Below are 5,078 nucleotides of genomic sequence, written 5' to 3' on the forward strand. Positions count from 1 at the left end.
ACACAGGACCAGGCGAAGGTGGACGCCTGGCTGCGCGAGGAGTACCCGGCCATTGCCACCCGGGCGAAGACCGAGAACGCGGTCGTGGCCTGGGCAGATCAGTGTGGACTGCGCTCGGATACCGCCCCGCCCGGCACCTCCTGGGCCCAAGGGGCCAGACCCCCTCGTGCGGGTGTCCGGGCGCCGCTTCAACGTGAACATCATGTCCGCGATCGCCTCCCGCGGCGCCCTGTACTTCACCGTGTACACCCAGAAGTTCACCGCGTTCCTGGACCGGCTCGCCCGCCATGCCGGCCGCAAGGCCCACGTGATCGCCGACCGGCACCCCCTCCACCGCTCCAAGGCCGTCCGCACCTGGCTCGCCGCCAACACCGAACCCGAGCTGCACCTATGCTCGACTACAGCCCCGAACTCAACCCCGACGAGCCGCTGAACGCAGACCTCAAACGCAACGTGCACGCCGCACGCGCCCGCTCCCTGGACGACCTCGCCCACGACACCCGCCGCTTCCTCCACCGCCAGAAATAACCCCGCATCGTCCTGGGCTACTTCCACGCCCGCCACGTCCGCTACACCCTCGAATAGGCAAACAGATCGCTTCGCTTCAATAGCCAACCGGTCCATTGACACCCTCCGCGCCGCTGTCGTAGGACGGAAGAAGCTCACTTGCACTCCAAGCCAGGTCTCCAGCCTTCCGTAAGAACTTTCTTCCCAGTCTTAAACACGCCCAGACTCGACACCTCCCAACTAGCGTTGGTATCGCTATCAATTACAATACACGCAGGCCCATCAGAAGAATTATCCAAAGCGAAATACAGCTTTACAGATTTACCGCTCTCCATGGTTTCCACATCCGCCGGCAACAAATATCGGGCGTCTCTGAAATTAACCTCCCTGCTTTTTCCGAGCTCAATACCAACCCCTGTGCCGTATAGACTCGACGCGGTGGCCTTGAGCTTGCGGACGGCTTCCTCCTCTTCTGCCTTTTTCTTTAAATCAGTCTGCCTTTTGATGACCTTATTCGCGGCCACATACACCTCGTACCACTGCGGAAGAGTGGCGATACACAGAGGAATAGTCGGACACCCCGACATAGCCGTGCCTGCCGTCACCGCCATCGCCGCAATCGCTTTCCCTGAAACCTTCGCATCCTTGAAGGGGGCAGCGATATGCGATTGCATCGCTTTCGCCGCCCCTTCCCAGCACGACTTATTCGACAGCTTGGCTTTAGCATTCGGATAGGCAAATACGTAAACCTTCCGCTTGAGATCCTTATTCGTCACAACAATTCGAGGGGAAGTAGCTCGAGGTTCATTCGACCCAACCGTGAGAGCACTCCGCACCTCTTCTTTTTTGTTTAATTTCAGATCATCCAATTCTCCGCCCCATAAGTTTCCAGATGCGGCAGGGGCCGGACAGTCTGCGGCGAGAGAATCACCGCCCACGCCCCTAGGGGAAGCATGAGCGGCCATCAAAATTACTGACAGAACTGAAGGTGCCATAGCGACCAAAAAGAGTTTAGCAATTCGCTTTTTTGTTACACCCACTGAAGTACCTCCTGTTTCATATAATTAGGGTGCCTCCAAGAGGAGATGTTTTATGCGGAACCAAACTGAGTTGGAAAAGGCTCAGTGGCCACACCGGTGCCGCGCCGGCCGCGAACTGTTCGAGAGTTTCGTACGCGGGTAGAGCAAGGTGCACCGGGGCCCTATCCCGATTTAGGCAACTCGCCTTCCGTCGCCTTGATGCATTCTCCCAACTCTTTCTCAGAATGCGCCGCAGCGAATTCCCTGACCTTATCAACCCACTTCGTATATGGCAACGCGAGCAGTTCATCGTGAAACTTCTTACATTCGGGAGTCGGTTCATCCACTGCAGCAACAACACCTCCAGCCCACAGAGGCATCAGAGACAGCAGCAGAGCACCAGCATACGAAAATAGATTTCTTTGAGTCATTTACATACCTCTTTTCTCGTCATGACGTTCAATCCCTTCCACTTACGGTAGTCATGAACACCTTAAGGGTGGAGGATGATACTCAATTTCCAGCCTCCGGGCCTTCATGCCGGATCTTGGGCAATTGTGACATATAGATCTTGAGGATTATTCACGACGCTGCACTGTTCCAAAGTCGTGAGCGCCGAAGAAACTACCTGGTCAAAGAATTCCTGGCGATCACGCAAGCGAGGCGAGATGACTCGCCGTCATTTCGAAGTGAACCTCGGGCGGGCTTGGAACCAGCGCACCCCCTCCCCTTCAGGCAACCGCGCGAATCGCCGAGTGCCAGTCGGCCGGGGACTTTGCAACATACTTGTGGGCACCCGCACCCGAGAAAAGCCCCCAGGTACCCGGTCTGCCTACACTCGGCCGCCGGCAACGAAGCGAGCCCAACTCCGTCAGCGAGGTATCACGAAAGATCGAGATTAAGAACGCGTTCCGACAGTCACTTTTTCGGGATTCAAGCCTTTCCTTCCGACGCATTCGGCGTAAAGAGGCGGGGCTGGCAGTGGATGGCCCGCAGACAGCTCAGATCGCCTCAGAAATGTACGGGCGCAATACTGAAGAGCTTGCTGACCATAGAAATTTGGATGCAGAGATTCTTGCACCTCTTCCGCCTTCACGCCAATAATTTTTCCAACAAGAGGAATTTCCCGCGAAGCCCCGTAAACGTACCTAGCCCACTCAGCCTTACCGGCAGAGACCTGTTCCTTGATGGCGCTCACGGAATCCGTAGAGCAGACCTCATGGCCATCGAAGAGCTTCCGGAGCGAAAGGAAACTTATATTCGCCTTTGCCCCCTTCTTGGAATCTGCATTCATCTCTTTTGCAACCTCGAAATACATATCATCTAGCTTCTTGCTTGTATCGCGAAGGAATTCAAGGGTTTCATTATTGAATGGCGCCCCGCAATAGGCGTATCGCTGGTAACCAAAATTATGAAACCTGATTTTACTCTGCCCAACTACTGGGTTCGGGTAGCTTTGGATAACTATGCGAGCCCCCCTACTGCGCTCCGGCCCATCCAGCAGTGCACCCTGTATCAGTCCGACTGTTTTCATGATTTTCGACTTGAGATCTTTGATTCTAGAATCGACTGCATTCTTAACCTTATCGTCAGCCTGACAACTCGATGCAAGCCACCCCTTAAACCAACGGGTTGCGCAATCAGTCGCAACGCCAGAAAGATTTAGATCATTTCCTCCGACAGACACAAATACAGTGCTTAGCGTTTCCCTATTCCTTTTATCTAGGAGATCCTTCAGCTGCTTAATTTGCGGTTGCTCTCCCTTAAATCTTTGAGAAAAATCCTTAGTCTCTGCTCCAGAGCAAGCTATATTAACAACGTTATCGACAAGCTTCGCATCGTCTTTGGCTTTATCCGGCTCTGGATCAACCCTCAAGATTCCTGGAGCTTTTGCCTTATCAGGCCAAGCTGACGGCCTTAAAGCTCCGAAAATCTCTGCCGAATCAGATCGATGGCAGCCTTCATCATCCCAGGTATTATTGTAGATTTCGCTAATTTTGCGCTTGTCGAGCTTCACGCGGTCAGTTAGATCCTGATCCGCCTGCCGAGCCCACGAAAAGAGGCTTTGCTCCCTATTGGAATTCCCTTTCCAGCGGCCTCCTTCTCCAGCAATGTAAGAATCTCCCATTGATACCGCATAGGTTTTTTGACCTTGCCTTCCGGCAACTTCCTCCTTGTCTGCGGCTATAGCCCAAGGGCCAGAAATCACCAAGCCAAGGAATAAGCCAGTACAACCGACCCGGCAGGTCAATTTTACAGATTTGAGACTTCCCTTTGTTGATTTCATATCTCACCCCAGTGCTTTCCCTCAGGTCTGATCCGAGATTTTCTCAACGAAGCTCAGTGAACGTCTTTCATCCCGGCCCTAGAAGAGTGAAGCGCCTGGTCAATTGGGGTGGGTGACGTGACAGAGCCCCTCGTCGTCGGCATGGTGATCTCACTCAACACGCGATGCCGGCCGAGGGGCTCTGTTGGTTGCCTATCCTGCCATGCTCGACGTCCCGCACGAGCTGGTCGAACACGTCTCCTGGCTCATCTACACTCGTCGGCGTGAGCTGAACCCGCCGTGGCGGAGGCTGGGTTGCTTCAAACAGGCCCTGCTGGTGCTGGCTCATCTTCGGAAGAACGAGACGTTCGCGCAGTTCGGAGCAGGGTTCGGAGTCTCGGAGGCGACCGCGTGACGGTACGTGGACGAAACCCTCGAGGTGCTGTCCGCCTGGGCTCCGGGCCTTCGCTAGGCCATCTCGGGCTGGGTGAAGGCGACTTCGTGATCGTTGACGGAACGCTGATCTCGATCGATCGCATCGCCGCAGACGAACCGTACTACAGCCAAAACATAAGAAGCACGGCATGAACGTGCAGGTCATCGCCCGCCCGGACGGCACACCGCTGTGGTTCTCCCGCGCACTGTCGGGACGCACCCACGACCTGACCGCAGCCCGCGCCCACGGCATCATCCAGGCCTACCTGACCCGTAAGATCCCAGTCCTGGTAGACCGCGCCTACCACGGCGCTGGCTCAACCGTCCGGACCCCCTACTACTGGCACCACGAACTGCCTGAACATTACAAACGGTTCAACCGCGTGCACACCCACCTGCGGGCTCCTGGCGAACGCGCCGTCGCCCAGCTAAAGTCCTGGCGCATCCTCCGACGAGCCCGGTACTCAACCAACCGCATCAGCAGATACGTCACAACCATCCACACCCTACTGGCCTGCGAATATCCAGGATGAAAGAGGTTCACTGAACCTTTTCCATCCTCCGTGTCGACACCCTCGCGTGGTGGCTTTCACGTGTACGGCCTGAGGGTGGTGTGGTCGCTAGGTGTTGACGGTGGCGTGACGAACGGGGGGGGCATCCCGCTGGTTGGCCGGTCACCGCAACTAGCCTGACCTGCGGAGATGCCCCGTGTTCTCTTATCCTGCCGCATGCGATGTCGAGGAAGAGCTCCTGGAGCTGGTGACGATGGTGATCGTTGCGTGTGATGGTGACCGTTCCTGCAAGCTGCGTCCGTACGACCGGGCCCGCTGTGCCCTGGTCTCCCTGCGCAA

The 5,078-nt window shown here is 56.0% G+C and carries 5 protein-coding genes and 1 pseudogene; 3 read left to right on the top strand and 3 right to left on the bottom strand.

Going from position 1 to position 5,078, the window contains the following annotated elements; genetic code table 11:
* Positions 1–172: 172 nt before the first annotated feature.
* Positions 173–433: a transposase gene (locus AZE13_RS33140; RefSeq protein WP_258528186.1), complete on the top strand. Its 261-nt coding sequence runs from the start codon at positions 173–175 to the stop codon at positions 431–433.
* Positions 391–528: a hypothetical protein gene (locus AZE13_RS37385; RefSeq protein ID WP_181690545.1), complete on the top strand. Its 138-nt coding sequence runs from the start codon at positions 391–393 to the stop codon at positions 526–528. The genes AZE13_RS33140 and AZE13_RS37385 overlap by 43 nt, the downstream gene beginning before the upstream one ends.
* Before the next feature lie 134 nt (positions 529–662).
* Here the strand turns inward: AZE13_RS37385 and AZE13_RS36610 are convergent, their stop codons facing one another.
* The 3 genes from AZE13_RS36610 to AZE13_RS36615 form a co-directional block, all read right to left on the bottom strand.
* Positions 663–1,547, bottom strand: a complete 885-nt coding sequence (locus tag AZE13_RS36610; RefSeq protein ID WP_147264822.1) for a hypothetical protein — start codon at positions 1,545–1,547, stop codon at positions 663–665.
* Positions 1,548–1,708: 161 nt separating this feature from the next.
* Entirely contained in the window at positions 1,709–1,957 is a 249-nt protein-coding gene (locus AZE13_RS37390; protein ID WP_181690546.1) for a hypothetical protein, read from the bottom strand.
* A 467-nt stretch (positions 1,958–2,424) separates the two neighbouring features.
* A complete protein-coding gene (locus AZE13_RS36615) occupies positions 2,425–3,813 on the bottom strand; it encodes an SGNH/GDSL hydrolase family protein (RefSeq protein WP_398780303.1) in 1,389 nt (462 codons plus the stop codon).
* Positions 3,814–4,015: 202 nt separating this feature from the next.
* Between AZE13_RS36615 and AZE13_RS33145 the strand changes: the two are divergent.
* Positions 4,016–4,760 (top strand): annotated as a pseudogene (locus tag AZE13_RS33145) (transposase family protein).
* Positions 4,761–5,078: the final 318 nt, after the last annotated feature.

The sequence above is a fragment of the Streptomyces sp. NBRC 110611 genome (assembly GCF_001590865.1).
Taxonomy (GTDB): Bacteria; Actinomycetota; Actinomycetes; order Streptomycetales; family Streptomycetaceae; genus Streptomyces.

Coding starts and splice junctions, on each gene's coding strand:
- AZE13_RS37385 (WP_181690545.1), top strand. CDS start 391: ATGCTCGACTACAGCCCCGAACTCAACCCCGACGAGCCGCTGAACGCA.
- AZE13_RS37390 (WP_181690546.1), bottom strand. CDS start 1,957: ATGACTCAAAGAAATCTATTTTCGTATGCTGGTGCTCTGCTGCTGTCT.
- AZE13_RS36615 (WP_398780303.1), bottom strand. CDS start 3,813: ATGAAATCAACAAAGGGAAGTCTCAAATCTGTAAAATTGACCTGCCGG.